Consider the following 16510-nt stretch of genomic DNA (forward strand, 5'->3'; position numbering starts at 1 on the left):
GGGGTCCGGGGTGCGGGCCGGATCAGGTGGGGGAGGACGTGTGACGGTCGAGGAAGCAGCTCCCACCGCCGGCGGCACCCGGAGGGGCGTGCCGCGCCACGTCGCCTGCGTGATGGACGGGAACGGCAGGTGGGCGGCGGCCCGCTCGTTACCGCGGACGTCCGGTCACCAGGCCGCCGAGACGACGGTGATCGACGTCATCGAGGCCGCGCGGGCCGCGGGCGTGCGGTGGCTGAGCCTGTACGCGTTCTCCACCGAGAACTGGCAACGGCCCAGCGGCGAGGTCGACTTCCTGATGCGGCTGGTCCGCCGCGTGGTGCGCAAGCACGCCGCGCTGCTGCACGCGCGCGGCATCCGCTGCCGCTTCCTCGGGGTGGCGGACCCGCGGATCCCGGCGCCGCTGGCCCGTGACTTCGCCGACCTGACGACGCTGACCGGCACCAACCGGGGCATGACGCTGACCGTCGCGTTCGACCACGGCGGTCGCCGGGACATCGTCGAGGCCGCCCGCTCGCTGATCCGCAGCGGGTTGCCCGCGGACGCCGTCGACGAGCGGCACTTCGCGGCGCACCTGCCCTTTCCCGACACCCCCGACGTGGACCTGGTCATCCGGACCTCCGGCGAGCAGCGGATCTCCAACTTCATGCTCTGGCAGGTGGCCTACGCCGAGTGGATCTTCCCGCCGGTGCTGTGGCCCGACTTCCGCGCGCCGCACTTCCTGGAGTGCCTGCACGCCTACCGCCGCCGCGACCGCCGCTTCGGCGGCGTCACCCCGCGCTGACCCCGCCCTGACCCCGGACTGCCTCCGCCCACCCCCGTACCAACTGCTCTACCGCGCCGTACCGATGCCGCCCGCGAACGGAGACCCCACCCGTGACGGACACCCCCGCCCAGCAGCCCGCCTCCCTCTTCGGCCCCGACTCGCAGTTCCACCGCTTCTTCAACGATCCCCGCTGGGCACTGGCCGTGGTCAGGGCGACCGTCATGGAGGCCGCACATCCGCAGATCGGCGCGGCCCTGATCGACAACTCGTCCTTCGTGATGCACCCGTGGCGACGGCTGCGCAACACCCTGGTGAGCCTCCAGCGCATGTTCGGTCCCGACGAGGAGACGCGGCAGCGGGAGGCGGCGCGGCTCAACCGCCTGCACGCGCGGCTGAGCGGCACCGATGCGCGGGAGCGGCCCTACGACGCGATGGACCCGGAGGTCCGCGCCTGGGTGGTGGCCACCCTCTTCGAGAGCTCGGTCACGATGTGCCGGCTGAGCGGACAGCCGCTCGACCAGGCCACGATGGAGCAGCTCTACGCCGAATTCCGCGCGTTCCTGGACGTGTTGACGGACCGCCCGGACCATCTTCCGCCCACGTTGCCGGAGTTCTGGCGGTACTACGACCGCGTGGTCGAGGAGGAACTGGAGAACACCGAGGCGCTGCAGATCATCCTCTACAAGCTCTTCGACCACCTCCCGGCGCCGCCCGTGCTGGACGGCCTGCCCACCGTGTGGGCCGCCGGCCGCGCCCTCGCCGGCCCGCTGATCGGCACGATCACCGTGGCCTCCCTCCCCGAGCCGTTCCGGCGGCGGGCCGGCCTGCCCGAGACCCCGGGCGCGCAGGTGCTGATGCAGAGCGTCTACACGGCCGTCGGGCTGTCCCGCTTCCTGCCCGACGGCTGGCTGCGGACCGAGACCCTGACCAACCTGCTCTACCTGACCCCGGACAGCGACGACCCGCAGGCCGCCGCGCTCACCGCGGTGCGCGACCGGATGAAGCAGGCCGGCGCGCTGTTCCGGCTGGTCGCGCCGCTTCCCGAGCAGCGCGGACCGGCCGAGCCGGGCGGTGGTGGTGCGCCGCGCGGCAGCGGCGAGTTCTTCACCGCGGTGCTGGACCAGACCGGCGACGGTTATCTGGACTGGCCCGACCTCGCGTCCATGGCCCGGGAGGTGGCCTCCCGGCTCGATCTCGACGAGCCGGAGGAGACCCGGCTCTACAACGCCTACGCGGCCTGGTGGCGGGAGCTCCAGTCGGACCTCGACAGCGACGGCGACGGGCGGATCAGCAGGGAGGAGTACGTCGCGGCCGTCCCCTCGCTGGCCGGGCCCGCGCTGATCCGGGTGGCCGAGGTGCTTTTTGATGTCACGGACGCGGATGGGGATCAGGTCATCGACGCGGAGGAGTACCGGGCGCTGTTCCGGACCGGGTTCCGGCGGGTCGTGGGCGGTTCCGGCGGGAGCTGCTCGCGCAGCGCGTTCGTGAAGGAGTTCCTCTCCTTCATGGCGGGGCGGCAGCGTTCCACCGCGTACGATCCGCTGCTCACCGGGGCATAGGTCGGGCCGCACCAACGGGTGCGAACGGTTGGTGCCGGGCCTCGCGGTCGGTGGAGGGTTGCCCGCGCAGCCTCCCCCAGCGCCCCGGGTGGGGCCGCCGGGCGCGGCGAGTGCTTCCCCCAGGAGGACTCGTACTGGTCCTTCCGCGCGGCAGCGGTCAGGATGGGCGGCATGACTGTGACCGACCCGCGGCCGGCCTCGGTCGACGTCCTGATCGTGGGTGCCGGCATCTCCGGTATCGGCGCCGCCTACTACCTCCAGCGCGAGCACCCGCAGCGCAGTTACGCGGTGCTCGAGGCGCGCGAGGCGTCCGGCGGGACGTGGGACCTGTTCCGTTACCCGGGGGTCCGGTCGGACTCGGACCTGCACACCTTCGGGTATGCGTTCCGGCCGTGGCGGGACGGTCCTGCCATCGCCGGCGGCGACCGGATCCTCCGCTACCTGCGGGAGACGGCCGCCGAGTACGGCATCGACCGGCGGATCCAGTTCCGGTCGAAGGTGCTCGGGGCATCGTGGTCCTCGGCCGACGCGCGCTGGAGCGTGGAGGTCGAGGACACCGGCACCGGCGCGCGCCGGGTCGTGTCCTGCAACTGGATCTTCTGCGCCGGCGGCTACTTCCGCTACGACGAGGGCTTCATTCCACGCTTCGAGGGGCAGGAGCGGTTTCGCGGGCAGCTGGTCCACCCCCAGCACTGGCCGCGGGACCTGGCGTACGACGGCAAGCGGGTGCTGGTGATCGGCAGCGGCGCGACCGCGGTCACGCTCGTCCCCGCGCTGGCCGGGGCCGCCGCCCACGTGACCATGCTGCAGCGCACCCCCTCCTACGTGGTGGCGGTGCCGGCCGCGGACCGGCTCGCCCGGCTGCTGATCCGGGTGTTCGGCGAGCAGCGCGGCGACCGGCTGGCGCGGCGCAAGAACATCGTCCGCCAGCAGGCGTTCTACCGGCTCTCCCGGCGGTACCCGAAGGCCGTACGGCGGATCATCCGGCGCCTCAACGCGCGGCTGCTGCCCTCGGGTTATCCCGTCGACGAGCACTTCAACCCGCCGTACGACCCCTGGGACCAGCGGGTGTGCGCCGTGCCCGACGGCGACCTGTTCCGCGCCATCCGCCGGGGGACGGCCTCCGTGGTCACCGACCGGATCGCGTCGTTCACCGCGACCGGTGTCCTGCTCGCGTCCGGCCGCACGCTGGACGCGGACGTCGTCGTCACCGCCACCGGCCTGAACCTCCAGGCGATGGGCGGCATGGCGCTGACCGTGGACGGGCGGCCGGTCCACCTCGCCGACGCGATCGCCTACAAGGGCATGATGCTCTCCGGGGTGCCGAACTTCGCCTACGCGATCGGGTACACCAACGCCTCGTGGACCCTGAAGATCGGCCTGCTGTGCGAGCACTTCTGCCGGCTGCTCGCCCGCATGGACGCCCGCGGCGACGACATCGCGCACCCGGTGCCCGCCGACCCGGCCATGCCGACCCGGCCGTTCCTCGACTTCGGCGCCGGCTACGTCCGCCGCGTCATCGACCGGCTCCCGCGGCAGGGCGACCGCGCCCCCTGGCTGACCTCGCTGAACTACACGGGCGACGTGAAACTCCTGCGGCACCTGCCGGTCGAGGACCCCGAGCTCCACCTCGACCGCAGCACGCGCGCAGGGCCGCGGCCCTCGTGACCGTGCCGCAGCACGGCGGTCGCCGCCCCGGGACCGCCCGCTCCTCCACCCGCCCGACCGCACGTCCCCTCGCCCACCCCGATCGCCGCCGAGCCGGCCGGCTCGACGGCGCCACCCACCCCGGAGGTCGTTCATGCCCGACACCGACTGGCGGCCGGACATCCTCGGCGACGGCTACCGCCGGCACGAGATCGACCTGGGCGCCGACCCCGACGGGGAGGGCCGGATCTCGGCCGTCCTGGTCCGGCGCGAGGTCCGGGCGCGGGAGGCGGTCCACGGCGCGGTCGTGTACGTCCACGGCTTCTCCGACTACTTCTTCCAGACCGAGCTGGCCGACTTCCTCGCCGGGCAGGGACTGGCCTTCCACGGCCTGGACCTGCGCAAGTGCGGCCGGGCGCGGCGCGCCGGCCAGACCGCGCACTACGTGTCCGACCTCGCCCTGTACGACGACGAGCTGGAGCGCGCCCTCGCGATCGTCGCCGCGGCCCATCCCGGCCTGCCGGTGTACCTCGTCGCGCACTCCACCGGCGGGCTGATCGTCCCGCTCTGGCTGGACCGGCGCCGGGCCGCCGGTCAGGTCGCGCCGGTCGCCGGCGTGGTGCTGAACAGCCCGTGGTTCGACCTCCAGGCCAAGCCGGTGCAGCGCGGCGCGGTGACCCAGGCGCTGCGCATGCTGGTCCGGCCCTTCCCGCGGCGGCGGCTGAAGCTGGGCCCGAGCGTGTACGGGGAGACGCTGCACACCAGTGGCACCGGGGAGTGGGAGTTCGACCTGGCGATGAAGCCGCTGGCCGGATTCCCGGTGACCGTCGGCTGGCTGCACGCCATCCGCCGCGGGCACGCCCGGCTGCACCGGGGCCTGGACATCGGGGTGCCCTCCCTGGTGCTGCGCTCGGACCGGTCGCACTTCTCGTCCCGCTACACGGAGGTGAGCGATCGCGCCGACACGGTGCTTGACGTCCGGCAGATCGCCCGGTGGGCCGGCTGCCTCGGCGGCGAGACCTCCGTGGCGCCGATCGAGGGCGCCCGCCACGACGTGTTCCTCTCCCTGCCCCGGCCGCGCGCCCGGGCCTACGCGGTCCTGGACGCCTGGCTCGACCGGCGCCGGCCGGCGGGCGCCGCGGTCCCCGAGGAGGCGGTCGCCCAACACGAGGAGTAGCGACTGCGGCCGGCGGAGCATCGAACGGGTGACTTCAGCGGCTGCGCTTGGCGGGAGATCGGCGGCAGCGGGTCACGATAGGGACCGTACGCGTACATTTCCCACCGAACGTGAAGGAATCGCCCATGCACGAAGGCCCGCTGGCCGGCCGGTATCCCGCGGTGGCGGCGATGGTCGTCTTCGCCCTGGTCCCCTACCTGGCCCTGTCGGCGGCTCTGGGGCCCATCACCCCGATCATCGCCGGCGATCTGAACATGAGCCTCCAGGCGGTCGCCATCACCTCGGGCATGGCCAACGCCGGGTACGCGGTGGGGACCGTCCTGGCGGTGCAGTTCGCCCAGAAGCGCCCGCAACGGCGGATGCTGCTCGTCTACGGCACCCTGCTGCTGATCGGCTCGGTACTCACCGCGGCGGCGGACTCCGCCGCGATGTTCATCATCGGGCACGTCCTGCAGGGCCTGTGCACCAGCCTGCTGCTGATCGCCGCCGTACCGCCCCTGATCACCGGGTACCCGGCCGCCCGGTTGCGCGAGACCGCGGTGATCATGAACGTCTGCATCTTCGGCGCGGTCGCGCTCGGCCCGGTGCTCGGCGGCATCCAGGCCTCCTCCAACGGCTGGCGCCCGCTGTTCTGGGCCATCGCCGGGGTCGCCGCGGCGGCACTCGTGCTGTCCGTGCTGACCTTCCAGGACACCCCGCCGGTCGATCCGGGGGCGCCCATCGACTGGATCGCGCTGTCGCTGGCCGTCATCGGGTGCGCCGCCGCCTTCTTCGGGGCCTCGGAACTGCTCACCCACCCCTTCGTCGACGCCACCACGATCGGGCCGCTGCTCGGCGGGCTGCTGGTGATCGTCATCCTCTTCGTCCACGAGTACACCGCCAAACGCCCGCTGCTGTGCGTGCGGAGCCTGATCAGCACCCTGCCGGTGGCCGGCATCGTGGCGGCCATCTGCGCGGCGGCCGCGTCGGTGTCGGCGATCTCGCTGACCGAGACCGTCCTGGCCCACCGGTTCTCCGACATGCACCTGGGACTGCTCTACCTGCCCGAGTTCGGCGGCGCGGTGATCACGGCGGTCACCTTCGGCATCGTCTTCCGCACCCGCTTTCTCCACTACTACGTGCTGGTCGGCCTGGCCTTCCTGGCCGTCGGCATCGCCGTCATGAACGCCGCCTCCCCGCCCACCTCCGTCCTGGTCGGGGTCGGTTCGGGACTGGTCGGCATCGGCGTCGGCTCCTCCGTCGTCCCGGCCCTGTTCATCGCCGGCTTCTCGCTGCGCTCGCCCCAGGTGCAGCGCGTGTTCGCGATCGTCGAGCTGATCCGCGCGGTGGCGGCCTTCATGATCGCCCCGGTCCTGCTGTACGTCGCCGCCACCGTCGGGAGCAATGCCGACGCGGGCACGAGGACCGCGCTGTGGATCTGCTTCTGGATCTCCATCACGGGCGGCGTGATCGGCGTCGCCCTGTACGCGGCCGGTGGCGTGCGCCCGCCGAAGCCGTCGGTGGACGCCTGGATGACCGGCCAGCAGCCCGGCTGGTACTCCCCGCCGCTGCTGACCCGGCTCCGCCGGCGCGGCCCCTCCGACGAGGACGTCGACGCCTGCCCGTAGCCGTACCGCCGCCGCCTCCACCGATCGGTGGAGGCGGCCCTCCGTCCGGTCGATCGACCGGTCCGCGCCGGAATGGGGCCGGGCGGCCGATGGGGCCGTGACCGCGTCGCTGGCAGGCTGAAGGCCAGCGAACGGCGGACCACGGAGCCGGAGGAGACGTCGGGCATGCCAGCGGTCATCGAGGTGCGGCACCTGCACAAGAGCTACGGCGCCACCGTGGCGGTCGACGACGTCTCGTTCACCGTCGAGCAGGGGGAGATCTTCGGCATCCTCGGCCCGAACGGCGCCGGCAAGACGACCACCGTGGAGTGCGTCGTGGGGCTGCGCGACCCCGACCGGGGCGAGATCAGGGTGCTGGGGCTCGACCCCCGGCGGGATCGGGCCGAGGTGACGCAGCGGCTCGGGGTCCAGCTCCAGGACGGGCAGCTGCCCGACCGGATGAAGGTCGGCGAGGCCCTGCGGCTGTACGGCTCCTTCTACCGGAAGCCGGCCGACCCGGAGGTCCTGATGGACGTGCTCGGGCTGGCAGGCCGGCGCGGCACCCCGTACGCCAAGCTGTCCGGCGGGCAGAAGCAGCGGCTGTCGATCGCGCTCGCGCTGATCGGGAGTCCCGAGGTGGCCGTACTGGACGAGCTCACCACCGGGCTGGACCCGCAGGCGCGTCGCGACACCTGGGACCTCATCCAGGACATCCGCTCCCGCGGGGTGACGATCCTGCTGGTCACCCACTTCATGGAGGAGGCGGAACGGCTCTGCGACCGGGTGGCGGTCATCGACCGGGGCCGTGTCGTCGCGGTGGACAGCCCGACCGCCCTGACCGAACGCGTCCAGGACGGCCAGCGGATCCGGTTCCGCCCCTCGGTCCCCTTCGAGGACGCCCTGCTGACCGGCCTGCCCGAGGTCACCGGCCTCACCCGCCAGGGCGACCTCGTGGTGGTCACCGGAACCGGCAACACCCTCCACGCGATCACCTCGGTGCTGGCCCGCAACGACATCGTCGCCGAGCACCTGCGGGTGGACCGGCCCAGCCTCGAGGACGCCTTCGTCGCGCTGACCGGTGACCGCGCCGCCACCGCGACGGGCGCCGCCGGGGCCGCCGTCGGCGCGAACCAGCCCACGAGCAGGAGGAGCACGCCATGTCACCCACCACCCCGGCCGGGCCCGTACCACCGGCCGTCCCCCGCGGATCCGTGCTGGGACGGCTCGCGCTCGCCGAACTGACCCTGTTCGTCCGGGAGAAGGCGGGCCCGGTCCTCGCCGTCTGGATGCCGATGATGCTGCTGGTCGTCTTCGGCAACATCCCCTTCTACAACCGGCCGCGGCAGAACCTCGGCGGCTCCACCCTGCTCGACCTCTACGTGCCGATCCTCGCCGCCTTCGTCCTGGCCACCGTGTCGTTCAACGTGGTGCCCCAAGTGCTGGCCGGATACCGGGAGAAGGGGGTGCTGCGCCGGCTGCGCACGACCCCGGTCGGGCCGGCCCGGGTGCTCGCCGCCCAGCTCCTGGTCAACCTGGCGACCGCGGCGGTCTCCGTGATCGCGCTCCTGGTGGTGGCCCGGCTGGCCTTCGGTGTGTGGATGCCCCGCCGGCTCGGCGGCTACGTGCTCGCCCTCGTGCTGGCCGCGCTCGCCCTCACCGCGATCGGCCTGTTCGTCGCCGCGGCCTCGCCCAACGGCCGGATCGCGAGCGCGGTGGGCGCGACCCTCTTCTACGTGATGATGTTCTTCGCCGGGCTGTTCCTCCCGATCGCGGCCATGCCCGCGCTGCTGCGGCACGTCTGCCGGGCCACCCCGCTGGGCGCCGCGGTGCAGGCGCTGACCGACGCGACCGAGGGGCACGGGCCGCATCCCCTCCAACTGGTGACGCTGGCCTGCTATGCCGTTGTCTTCGGCGTGGCCGCGGTGAGATTGTTTCGCTGGGAATGACGCCGACGTGGAGGGCACGCATGAGCGGGCGGGAGTTGCCCGCCATGAAGGGCGGGCAGGACGAGCGGTTGCTGCCGCTGGTGACGGTCGTGCCGTACGTGCTGCTGGCCGCGCTCGCGGTCGTGACCCCGGTCCTCCGGCACGGAGTGGGCACCCCGCCGGGCGTCGACCTCGGCCTGTGCGCCGCGACCGCGCTGTGGATCCTGTGGATGTTCACCCTGCACCCGGACTGGTGGGACCGGCCCGGCGTGATGGGGCTGTTCTTCGCCGGGCTGGTCGTGCTCATCGGCGTCCTGGTCCTGCGCGACCCGTGGTTCGGGCTGTTCACACCGGCCTGCTACTTCTACGCCTTCGGGATCGTGCCCTGGCCGTGGCGAATGCCCGGGGTCGCCGCGGTCGCGCTGGAGTCGGGCTGCGCCCAGGCGGCGGGGGTGCCCAAGGACAGCGCCGTCGGTCTGACCGCCTTCGTGGTCGTGCTGGCCGTCAACGTGATCTGCCTGTGCGGGTTCGCCTGGTGGGAGCGGAACGCCGAACGCGTCAACGAGGCGCGGGAGGCGGCCCTGGCGGAGGCGCGGGAGGCCAACCGCCGGCTGCGGGCGACGCTGGCCGAGAACGCCGGGCTGCACCGGCAACTCCTGGTCCAGGCACGGGAGGCCGGGGTGCTGGACGAGCGGCAGCGGATGGCGCGGGAGATCCACGACACGCTGGCGCAGGGCCTGATCGGGATCGTCACCCAGCTGCAGGCCGCCGAGCTCGCGGGCGGCGTACCCGAGCGGGGCCGCACGCACTTCGCGGCGGCGACCCGGCTGGCCCGGGAGAGCCTGGCCGAGGCGCGCCGGTCGGTGGACGCGCTGCGGCCGCAGCCGCTGGAGACCGCGGGGCTGGGGGAGGCGCTGGCCGGGGTCGCCGAACGCTGGTCCGCGCTGCACGGCGTGACCGTCCGGGTCACCACCAGCGGTACGGCCCGCCCGACCCGGCCGGAGGCGGAACTCGCGCTGCTGCGCGCGGCGCAGGAGGCGCTGGCCAACGTGGCACGGCACGCAGGTGCCACCACCGTGTCCCTGACACTCGGTTACCAGGAGGACGAGGTCGTCCTGGACGTGCGGGACGACGGCCGCGGCTTCGAGCCGGCCGCGGGCCGCCCGCCCGCGCCGGTACTTCCCGTCCCCGTTCCGGCCGTCCCCGTTCCGGCCGTCCCCGTTCCGGCCGGCTCGGGGGCGGGGGGCGGGCCCGGCGGCTTCGGCCTCGAGGCGATGCGGGAGCGGATCGAAGCGCTGTCCGGCACCGTGCGGGTCGAGTCGGCACCGGGATCGGGGACGACCGTCTCCGCCCGGGTGCCGCACGGGACAGCGGAGGCCGGCGCGTGAACTCCCCCGAACCGGCGCCCATCAGGCTGCTCGTCGCCGATGACCACCCGGTGGTCCGGGACGGCCTGAGCGGTCTGTTCTCCCCCGATCCGGCGTTCGAGGTCGTCGGCGAGGCGGCCGACGGCGCCGAGGCGGTACGGCTGGCGGCGAGCCTCGCACCGGACGTCATCCTGATGGATCTGCGGATGCCCGTCATGGACGGCGTGGCCGCGATCGCCGAACTGGCCCGGACGGGCAGCACCTCCCGGGTGCTGGTGCTGACCACGTACGACTCCGACAGCTACGTCCTGCCGGCCATCGAGGCGGGAGCGACCGGCTACCTCCTGAAGGACGCGCCCCGGGACGAGTTGCTGCGGGCCGTGCGCGCCGCCGCCAACCGGGAGGCGGTGCTGTCGCCGTCGGTCGCGGCCACGCTGATGAAACGGGTCCGCACGCCCGCTCCCGGGCTGCTCAGCCAGCGGGAGGCCGAGGTGCTGAAGTGGGTGGCCGCCGGTGCCACGAACCGCGAGGTGGCGGCCCGCCTGCTGATCAGCGAGGCCACGGTGAAGACCCATCTGATCAACGTCTACGGCAAGTTCGGCGTCAGCGACCGCGCGGCCGCGGTGGCCGAGGCGTTCAACCGCGGCCTGCTCACGCCCCGCCGACCCGCGGAACCCTGACCGGCCCCGTACCCGATCCGTTCCCCGGCAGCGGCGTGGCGGACGCGCCGAGGGCGTGCCGGCGGTGCAGCGCGCGCAGCGCCGCGAGCTTCGCGTCGAAGGCCACCTGGTCGTCGGCGGCACCGCTCACCGGCAGCGGCAGGCGCCAGGTGCGTCCGTCGTGCCGCACCACGCGGACGCGGCGGACCCGCGTGCCGCGCACCTCCCGCACCTGGACGCGCAGGTCCGCGACATCGCGCCACGGCACGCTCCGGCGCCGCAGCACCGTACGGGAGCGCAGGCCCTCCGCGTCCGCGTCCACCCGCGCGCCGAGCAGGTGCACGCACGGGACGCCGACGACCGTGAAGACCAGGCCCAAGTCGGCCCAGGGGTCGTCGAACGCGGCCCCGTACACGAAGCGCGCCGCGGCCACGCCCGCCCCGAGCACGCCGGACGCGATGAGGTACGCCAGGGTCCGCGGTGCGGTAGGGCGGCAACTCACGGTGCGGGAGTCGGTCATGGGCGCCATCGTGCCATCGGCCGGGGCGGACGTTCTTGTGCGGAACGCGGCAGCTTTCCGGGCCGGATCGCTTCCGGCCGCGGCCGGATTCCCCGAACGCGGGGCCACCGTCCGAGAGTCGGTGCCCTGGTGCTCGCCGCCCGGGTCGTCACGGCCGGTCGCGCGGTGCCGGGGGGCGGAGCTCCCCCGTCCGGCTCCGCCCCCGCCACGCGGCGGCCGCCGCCGTCCCCGTGCCCGGTCGCCCGGGCGGGCACGCCTCCGACCTGCGTCGGGTGCCGCGAGGGCACGTGGCGCTGCGGGTACGGTCCGCGGCCTGCTCGACGATCCTGACCGGCCGGGTGCGGGGCCGTCGAGACCCTCAGGTGGACGTGGGACAATCCCATCCGTCCCAGAGCCGTCACCTCGTCTTTGGGACGCGAGGGTGCGCCGATGGGGACGGGCGCGAGAGGGACGACAGGGAGGCTGGCCGTGCCGACCAACTGGGTGCCACTGCCGGACGGGCTCACCACCCCCGCCCGCGAACTGGCCCAGGAACTGCGGAGCTTGAAGGACGCGCGCGGCTGGACGCTGGCCGACCTCGGCTCCCGGACGCACTACGCGCGCTCGTCGTGGGAGCGCTGGCTGAACGGCAAACGGCTGGTCACCCGCTCGGCGCTGGCGAACCTGGCGCGGGCCGCCGAGGTCGACGAGGCCCCGCTGCTGGGCCTGTGGGAGCGCGCGGCCGGCGGCGCCGGGCCCGCCGAACCCGCGGTGCCGGTACCGGCGGAGCCGCCGGCCGCCGCCGCGACCCCGCCGGTGCCGTCCCAACTTCCCCCGGACGCGCCGGACTTCACCGGCCGGACAGCGGAGGTCGAGCGGCTGGCCGGCGCGCTCACCGCGACCGCGGGCGGCCCGGGCAGCCCCGCCGTCGCCACCGTCACCGGGGGCGGCGGCCTGGGCAAGACCACGCTGGCCGTGCATGCCGCGCACCTGGTCGCGCACCGCTTCCCCGACGGCCGGCTCTACGTCGACCTGCGCGGCGCGGACGCCAACCCCCGGCACCCCGCGGACGTCCTGGCCGCCTTCCTGCGTGACCTGGGCGTCCCGCCCCGCGAGGTGCCCGACGATCTCGAAGGGCGCACCGCGCGCTTCCGCTCCGAGGTGTCCGGGCGCAGGCTGCTGATCCTGCTCGACAACGCCCGCGACACCGCGCAGATCCGCCCGCTGCTCCCGGCCGCCGCCGGCTGCGCCGTGCTGAGCACCAGCCGCGGCCGGCTGTCCGGACTGCCCGGCGCGCACCGGCTCGACCTGGACCTGCTGCCGGTGCAGGACGCGCGGCGGCTGCTCGCGTCGATCCTCGGGGCGGAGCGCGCCGCGGCCGAACCCGCGGCCGTCTCCGCGGTGACCGCCGGCTGCGCGGGCCTGCCCCTGGCGCTGCGCATCGCCGGTGCCCGGCTGGCCGAACGCCCGACCTGGTCGATCGCGGGGTTCGCCGCCCGCCTGGCCGACCGGCGCCGGACGCTGGACGAGCTGTCCGTCTCCGACCTGGCCATCCGGGCGTCCTTCGACCTCAGTTACCGGTACCTGCTCCAGGCGGCGGCCTCCACCGGGCGGGTCCGCCGGGTGGACGCCGCCCAGGTCTTCCGCACCGCCGCCCTCGTCCCCGCCTCCTCGTTCGGCACCCAGGAGGTGGCCGCGCTGTCCGGCGCGCCGGCCGCCGACGTGGAGGCCGCGCTCGACCATCTCGTCGACATCCACCTGCTCGTCGGCCTCGAACCCGGGCGCTACGCCTTCCACGACCTGATCTGGTCCTACGCGTGGGAGCGGCTGGAGGACGCCGTGCCCGGGGCGGAGCGGGACGCTGCCGTGCGGCGGCTGCTGTACTGGTACACCCGGGCCGCGGACGCCGCCATGGTCGTGATCGACCCGACCCCCTCCTCCCTGCCGGAGCCGGCGCCCGAGCCCGGGGTCGGTGAACCGCCCCGCTTCTCCGCACCCGAGGAGGCGGTGGCCTGGTTCGATCAGCACGCCGAGGCCCTGTCCGCGGCGGTGGACGCGGCCACCGGGTGCGGGCGCGCCGACCTCGCCGCGCTCATCGCCATCCGCATGATGGCCTATGCGATGACCGACCTGACCTTCGACTGGCGCGGCTGCCTGGAACGGGCCCTCGTCGTGGCGCGGCAGAGCGGCGACATCTCCGCGGAGGCGTGGACGGTGCACCGGCTCGGCGTCTGCCACGGCGTGTGGGAGCGCAGCGAGTCCTGCCTGGCCCGGCTCCAGGAGGCGCTGGCGCTGCACCGGCGGGCCGGGGACGGCGTCGGCGAAGCGGTCGCGCTGGGGAACCTGGCCAGCCTCTACTCCCAGATCCGGCAGGGCGACCGGGCCATCGAGTGCGGCGAGCGGGCCCTCGCCCTGTGGGCGGGGTTCCCGCCGGAGATGGGGATCAAGAAGTCCACCCCGCACGTCGCCATCGCCGATGTCCACCTGGACGGCGGCCGGTTCGAGCAGGCGGTCGTCCACTACCGCCGGGCACTGGACTCCCTCGGCACGACGCGCTCGTCCTACACGCGTGCGGTCGCCCTCAACAACCTCGGCGACGCCTACCGGGGGCTGGACCGGTTCGAGGAGGCGGTCGCCTCCATCGAGGAGTCGCTGGAGGTCTCGACCGGCGCCGGCATCCAGTACCTGCAGGGCGACTCCCTGCACACCCTGGGCCGGACCTTCCACCACTTCGGCCGCGCGGACAGTGCCCGCGACTGCTTCCGGCAGGCGATGGAGATCTTCGAGGAGCTCGGCTTCCAGCCGGGCCTCGCGCGGGTCCGGGACAACCTCGCCCGCCTGGACCCCGCACCTCCCGACGCTGCCGCACCGAACCTGCCGGAGCCGGCCTGACGCGTCGGACGGGGCGCTTCTCCTGGGTAAATATGATGATGCGTCCGATCGGGTCGATCATGGAGTGGCCGTCCGTGTACAGAAGAGTGAACCCCGTACGGCCTTCCTAGTGTCGAAGGTATGCATACTCCCCCACTCGCGTCAGCGCTCGTCTGTGCCGCCGGCCTCGCCGTCGCCTGTCTCGTGACCCTGCCCTCCGCGGACAGCGCCGCCGCCGCGCCGCGCGCGGCGATCGGCAACCCGGTCGAGGGGAACCAGGGATTCGGCACGATCGTCGAGCACGACGCGCTCCTCGGCAGCACCGAGACGGAGGGGACCGTCGCCCTGGGCGGCGACCTCTCCTTCGGCCCCGGCTACAACGTCGCCATCCACACCGCCGGTTCCTTCACCGACGCAGGCGACGCCCGCCCGACCGCGCTGCTGGTGGGCGGCCGGGTGGACACGGCCGACAGCGCGCCGGCCGGGGTGCTGCGGGTGGGGAGCGACGGCTACCTGAAGATCGGCGACCGCGCCGGGGTGTCGGTCCTGGACCACGACGCCAACGGGGCCGAGGTCCACGACCGCGTCGTCCCGGCCGGCGCGGGCTACGACGCCACGCCGCGGGTCGAACTCACCACCGACCAGCCGACGGACTCGGTCGCACCGCGCCCGGGTCTGATCGACTTCCCGTCGCTGTTCTCCACCTATCGCGCCCGCGCGACCGAGATCGGCACCTGCGCGGCGAACGTCACGCTCGACGACGCCCAGGGCGCCCCGCTCGACCCGCAGACCGGTTTCGCCGACGGCACCCAGGCGTACGTCACCCTCACCCCGGGGCGGACCAACGTCCTGCACATCACCGGCCGCGACCTCAACCGGCTGTCGGTGCTGACCTTCCGCAACCAGCCGAGCGCGAACACCCCGTTCGTCGTCGTGGTCGACACCACCGGCACCGGCGGGCGGTACTCCTGGCAGAGCGTCGAACTCGCCGGTGCCGCCGGACCGCAGGCCCCGTACATGCTGTGGGACTTCCCCGACGCGCACACCATCGACATGACCTCCGGCGACAGCCTCGAAGGCACGGTCTACGCGCCCGGCGCGGACTTCACGGACCTCGACGCCTCCAACATCGAGGGCGACATCGTGGTCCGCTCCCTCCAGGCCGGCCCGTCCGACGGCAACGGCGGTTACGTGAACGCGGGCGAGATCCACGACTTCCCCTTCGCGGGAGCCATCGACTGCAGCACGTCGCCGACGACCCCGCCGACCACGGAACCCACCACGGCGCCGACGACTTCGCCCACGACGACGCCGCCCACGACTCCGCCGACCACCGAGCCCACCACGACGCCGACGACTTCTCCCACGACGGAGCCGCCCACGACGCCCACGGCCTCGCCGACGTCCTGCCCTCCGTCGGACGAGCCCACGGACCAGCCCACCGGCGGCTACGGCCACTGACCCGGAGGCGTTTCCCGCCGGGCGGTCGACGGGGGCCGGTGGTGCCGAGGGCGCCGCCGGCCCCTGTCCGTTACCCGTTATCCGTTATCCGTTATCCGTTATCCGTGTTCCGGGTCCGGCCGGGCCGTGCCGCCGGAACCCGCCCCGGGAGTGTCGGGTGCTCCGGGAGTTCCGGATGACGTGTGGAGCACCTCCCGGGCCTGGTCGGCGGCGCGGGTGATGCTCTCGCTGATGAAGTCGAGGAAGCGGGCGATGTTCTCCAGCCGGGCCGCGGCGGGGGTGCCGGTACCGAGCACGGCGACCCCCTGGCGGGCGGCCTCCACCAGCCGGTCGTTCGCCCGGGCGCTGGCGATCGTCGCCTGGTAGAAGAGCTCGTCGTCGACGGTGTAGCGGTCGCGGCGGTGCTCGTCGCGCTCCCGGCGGACGAGGCTCTGGCCCTCCAGGAAGGCGATCGCCTTGGACACGGACGCGGGGCTGACCTCGCAGCGCCGGGCCAGCTCGGACGCGGTGAGGCTGCCCGCGTCGGTGGTGAACAGGCAGGTCAGCACCCGGGCTGCCATCTTGGTCAGGCCCGAGGTCATCAGGACGGTGGTGAGCGTCTCCTCGTACTCCGCCACGGCTTCCGCGTCGCGTCCGTGCGGGTCCTGCGGAGCGCGGGCTGACGCCGGGCCGCGGGACGAGGCGGGGGAACGCCGGTGGGCGCGCTTCTCGGTGGCGCGGTGGGCCAGGTCCGCCCGGTAGGAAGTGGGGCCGCCGTTGCGCATCACCTCCCGCGTGATCGTCGAGGTCGGGCGGTCCAGGCGCCGGGCGATCTCGGCGTAGGCGAGGCCGTCGGCCAGTCCCAGCGCGATCTGCCGGCGTTCCTGCTGGGTGAGCCTGCCTCCGGGCATCGCGCTCTCCTCGGTACTCCCTGGTGATGGTCCCCGATCTCTCCGACCCTAGCGTTCACCTCTCGCCCATTGCAACGCAACGCAAGTCGCCGTTGCGTTAGTTCTC

At 73.9% G+C, this 16510-nt stretch carries 13 protein-coding genes; 11 read left to right on the top strand and 2 right to left on the bottom strand.

Going from position 1 to position 16510, the window contains the following annotated elements; all coding sequences use genetic code 11:
* Positions 1-40 precede the first annotated feature (40 nt).
* The 9 genes from uppS (at position 41) to C4U44_RS14720 (ending at position 10704) form a co-directional block, all read left to right on the top strand.
* Positions 41-781 carry a polyprenyl diphosphate synthase gene (gene uppS, locus C4U44_RS14680; RefSeq protein WP_265737326.1) on the top strand — a complete coding sequence of 247 codons (741 nt, stop codon included), beginning with the start codon at positions 41-43 and terminating at the stop codon, positions 779-781.
* Between the two features lie 92 nt (positions 782-873).
* Complete coding sequence (locus C4U44_RS14685; RefSeq protein ID WP_103886193.1) at positions 874-2322, top strand: oxygenase MpaB family protein; 1449 nt, start codon at positions 874-876, stop codon at positions 2320-2322.
* A gap of 171 nt (positions 2323-2493) precedes the next feature.
* Positions 2494-3990 carry a flavin-containing monooxygenase gene (locus tag C4U44_RS14690; protein WP_103886194.1) on the top strand — a complete coding sequence of 499 codons (1497 nt, stop codon included), beginning with the start codon at positions 2494-2496 and terminating at the stop codon, positions 3988-3990.
* Between the two features lie 133 nt (positions 3991-4123).
* Positions 4124-5146: an alpha/beta hydrolase gene (locus C4U44_RS14695; RefSeq protein WP_103886195.1), complete on the top strand. Its 1023-nt coding sequence runs from the start codon at positions 4124-4126 to the stop codon at positions 5144-5146.
* Positions 5147-5271: 125 nt separating this feature from the next.
* Positions 5272-6753 (top strand): MFS transporter, encoded by a 1482-nt coding sequence (locus C4U44_RS14700; RefSeq protein ID WP_103886196.1) that lies wholly within the window; start codon positions 5272-5274, stop codon positions 6751-6753.
* Between the two features lie 165 nt (positions 6754-6918).
* Positions 6919-7974: an ABC transporter ATP-binding protein gene (locus tag C4U44_RS14705; RefSeq protein ID WP_103886197.1), complete on the top strand. Its 1056-nt coding sequence runs from the start codon at positions 6919-6921 to the stop codon at positions 7972-7974.
* On the top strand, positions 7890-8678 hold the full coding sequence (locus tag C4U44_RS14710) for an ABC transporter permease (RefSeq protein ID WP_200823246.1): 789 nt from the start codon (positions 7890-7892) through the stop codon (positions 8676-8678). The genes C4U44_RS14705 and C4U44_RS14710 overlap by 85 nt, the downstream gene beginning before the upstream one ends.
* A 20-nt stretch (positions 8679-8698) precedes the next feature.
* Positions 8699-10045, top strand: coding sequence for a sensor histidine kinase (locus C4U44_RS14715; protein ID WP_200823247.1), 1347 nt, complete (start codon positions 8699-8701; stop codon positions 10043-10045).
* Positions 10042-10704 (top strand): response regulator transcription factor, encoded by a 663-nt coding sequence (locus C4U44_RS14720; RefSeq protein WP_103886198.1) that lies wholly within the window; start codon positions 10042-10044, stop codon positions 10702-10704. The genes C4U44_RS14715 and C4U44_RS14720 overlap by 4 nt, the downstream gene beginning before the upstream one ends.
* Here C4U44_RS14720 and C4U44_RS14725 read toward each other — a convergent pair.
* Positions 10676-11203 carry a PH domain-containing protein gene (locus C4U44_RS14725; protein ID WP_103886199.1) on the bottom strand — a complete coding sequence of 176 codons (528 nt, stop codon included), beginning with the start codon at positions 11201-11203 and terminating at the stop codon, positions 10676-10678. The genes C4U44_RS14720 and C4U44_RS14725 overlap by 29 nt on opposite strands.
* Positions 11204-11671: 468 nt before the next feature.
* Here C4U44_RS14725 and C4U44_RS14730 point away from each other — a divergent pair, with 468 nt between their 5' ends.
* Positions 11672-14074, top strand: coding sequence for a tetratricopeptide repeat protein (locus C4U44_RS14730; RefSeq protein WP_160145028.1), 2403 nt, complete (start codon positions 11672-11674; stop codon positions 14072-14074).
* A 120-nt stretch (positions 14075-14194) separates the two neighbouring features.
* A complete protein-coding gene (locus tag C4U44_RS14735; protein ID WP_103886201.1) occupies positions 14195-15514 on the top strand; it encodes a choice-of-anchor A family protein in 1320 nt (439 codons plus the stop codon).
* 98 nt (positions 15515-15612) lie between these two features.
* Here C4U44_RS14735 and C4U44_RS43605 read toward each other — a convergent pair whose 3' ends face one another.
* Positions 15613-16404, bottom strand: a complete 792-nt coding sequence (locus tag C4U44_RS43605; protein ID WP_103886202.1) for a helix-turn-helix domain-containing protein — start codon at positions 16402-16404, stop codon at positions 15613-15615.
* Between the last annotated feature and the right edge of the window lie 106 nt (positions 16405-16510).

This window comes from Actinacidiphila yanglinensis, assembly GCF_900107965.1.
GTDB lineage: Bacteria > Actinomycetota > Actinomycetes > Streptomycetales > Streptomycetaceae > Actinacidiphila > Actinacidiphila yanglinensis.

Bases quoted from the DNA above. Each gene is read 5' to 3' on its own strand.
- C4U44_RS14710 (WP_200823246.1), top strand. From the start codon at position 7,890: ATGTCACCCACCACCCCGGCCGGGCCCGTACCACCGGCCGTCCCCCGC.
- C4U44_RS43605 (WP_103886202.1), bottom strand. From the start codon at position 16,404: ATGCCCGGAGGCAGGCTCACCCAGCAGGAACGCCGGCAGATCGCGCTG.
- C4U44_RS14715 (WP_200823247.1), top strand. From the start codon at position 8,699: ATGAGCGGGCGGGAGTTGCCCGCCATGAAGGGCGGGCAGGACGAGCGG.
- C4U44_RS14735 (WP_103886201.1), top strand. From the start codon at position 14,195: ATGCATACTCCCCCACTCGCGTCAGCGCTCGTCTGTGCCGCCGGCCTC.
- C4U44_RS14700 (WP_103886196.1), top strand. From the start codon at position 5,272: ATGCACGAAGGCCCGCTGGCCGGCCGGTATCCCGCGGTGGCGGCGATG.
- C4U44_RS14690 (WP_103886194.1), top strand. From the start codon at position 2,494: ATGACTGTGACCGACCCGCGGCCGGCCTCGGTCGACGTCCTGATCGTG.
- C4U44_RS14695 (WP_103886195.1), top strand. From the start codon at position 4,124: ATGCCCGACACCGACTGGCGGCCGGACATCCTCGGCGACGGCTACCGC.
- C4U44_RS14705 (WP_103886197.1), top strand. From the start codon at position 6,919: ATGCCAGCGGTCATCGAGGTGCGGCACCTGCACAAGAGCTACGGCGCC.
- C4U44_RS14725 (WP_103886199.1), bottom strand. From the start codon at position 11,203: ATGACCGACTCCCGCACCGTGAGTTGCCGCCCTACCGCACCGCGGACC.